This is a genomic window from Micromonospora sp. MH33, assembly GCF_003013775.1.
In the GTDB taxonomy this organism is placed as follows: domain Bacteria; phylum Actinomycetota; class Actinomycetes; order Mycobacteriales; family Micromonosporaceae; genus Micromonospora; species Micromonospora fulviviridis.
In genome coordinates this window covers 1-1,879 of sequence record NZ_MUYZ01000567.1, presented here as the reverse complement: position 1 = coordinate 1,879, position 1,879 = coordinate 1, and the positions used below count along the sequence as shown (strand labels likewise).

The 1,879-nt window shown below is 67.1% G+C and carries 2 protein-coding genes and 1 pseudogene; 1 reads left to right on the top strand and 2 read right to left on the bottom strand.

Annotated features, from left to right (window positions below; all coding sequences use genetic code 11):
• Positions 1-378 (top strand): annotated as a pseudogene (locus B0E53_RS38860) (IS5/IS1182 family transposase); the annotation flags it as partial.
• A 57-nt stretch (positions 379-435) separates the two neighbouring features.
• Here B0E53_RS38860 and B0E53_RS38260 read toward each other — a convergent pair.
• Positions 436-1,599, bottom strand: coding sequence for a hypothetical protein (locus B0E53_RS38260; protein ID WP_168215495.1), 1,164 nt, complete (start codon positions 1,597-1,599; stop codon positions 436-438).
• 17 nt (positions 1,600-1,616) lie between these two features.
• The coding region (locus tag B0E53_RS38855; RefSeq protein WP_210406358.1) for a hypothetical protein at positions 1,617-1,879 on the bottom strand (263 nt) is incomplete at its 5' end.

Below are 1,879 nucleotides of genomic sequence, written 5' to 3'. Positions count from 1 at the left end.
CGCGAACCGACACGACTCACCACTGCTGGCACCCACCCTCGACCACCTCGACGACCTCGGCCCACTACCGCAGGCCATCACGGTGCACCTCGACGCCGGCTACGACTCCGCCACCACACGCACACTGCTGACGGAACGCGGCCTGACCGGCGAGATCGCCCACAAAGGCGACAAGACGCCCATCCAGGCGGGCAGGCGCTGGCACGTCGAACGAACAGCTGGCACAACGCGTTCAACCGGCTACAACGCTGCTACGACCGAACCGAGAAGGTCATCGACGCGTACTTCGACCTCGCCGACGCGATCATCACCGTCCGTAGCCTCATCCGACGCGCATGGACCCTCTACCGGTGGGACAACCAACCGCCCCAACCGCCGCCGATGACCACCACCACCATTCCGCGCGACCCCTTACTCGAACACTCCCACTCTTGGTCATGCGATCTCGCGAACTTGGTCCCAGGACGGGGTACGGCGGAGCTGGTCGAGGAAGGCAGTCAGGCGCGCGAGGTCGGCGGCCTCGCCGCTCTCTTCCACGAAGACGTCGTCCGACCGGTAGCCTCCTCGTCTCGCGCGCCACCAGCCGGCGACACTGCGACAGGTGGGTACACCACGTACCGTGCCGTCGCGGGTGTATCGGAACACACCGAGGTCATCGCGGTCATGGCGGAACAGAGGTTGCAGATGGTCGTCGCGGTCGGCGACGACGAGCCGCAGTCGGGGTCTGGCATCGCTGGGCAGCGTGTCGATGGCTGCACGCACCTCTGGCCACGGCACGTCCAGAAGGGGCCGCTCGGCACAGCCAAGGACCATCGAGCACCAGTCCGCGTCAATCGGCAGGGCGCGTACAACTGGCGCACAATCGCGACAGCCGACCGGCCGAACCCAGATGCCGGCCGCTATCACCTCCGCTTTCCAAGTATCGGTGAACTGGACGGAGGCCAGCCCGTCTGCCGGCCCATCGATTGGGTGGCACCAGTCCACCGCGCTTGGAGCGCGCAAAAACCCGCGGTACTGGATCTCGCGGACGAACGGCCGCCAGGTCGGAGTGCCGTTGGCGTCAACGGCCAGCAGTTGTGGGCCGTGTCGCTTCGTGAGCAGCGGCAGGCCGGTGCGCAGCCGGGCAAACTCGGGCAGTGCAGCGCGAGTAACAGTGGCCAGCGACACGCCCGCGACGGGTTCGGGACCGAATGGGGTGACGACGACACGGTTGCATGCATCGGCCGGCAGGGACGTGAGGATCACGCGGAGCGCGTCGTTAGGGACGCCCGGCGTACCGGGGGCACCAACGAGCAGCGTCACCTTGTGCTGTTCCGGCAGTACCGCGTTTGCTAGGTCCGCGTGCGAAGTCCCGCCATCGCCGCTGCGGACCCAAAAGCCGGCCGGAATGGTGGTGACGGTGGCCGGCAGCCCTGCGAACACGACCATCGTGCGCAGAGCGGCTGCCCATGCTGGCTCCGGGCTGCCGACATCACCGCGCTCTGCGGTACCTTCAGGCCGCACGATCTCCCAGGTACCAAGCCCGGAGCCGTGGGCGCCCGTGCTGGATTCGTCCGCCGAGCCGTGAGCGGTCAGCCGGCCCCATCGTGTCACCCGCATAACTCACCTCCCTTGCCTTAAGAAACGAAGCCGATGAGCATGAGGTTCACGAACTGTTGAACGGCGCTCAGGATGAGTACGACTGGGTAGGCCGGCGGCGTTGACCGTGAGGATGATTTGAAGGGCGGCCCGGGCGGGTTGTCCTTGTTCGTTTCCGGCGGCAGCGTGAGTACGTCGTGGTAGGCGACGGCCCTCCCGTGGTCTCGTGGCGGAGCTGCCGTGATGCTCGGCGGTAGTGGGCCGAGGTGGTCGAGGGTGGGTGCCAGCAGTGGTGAGTCGT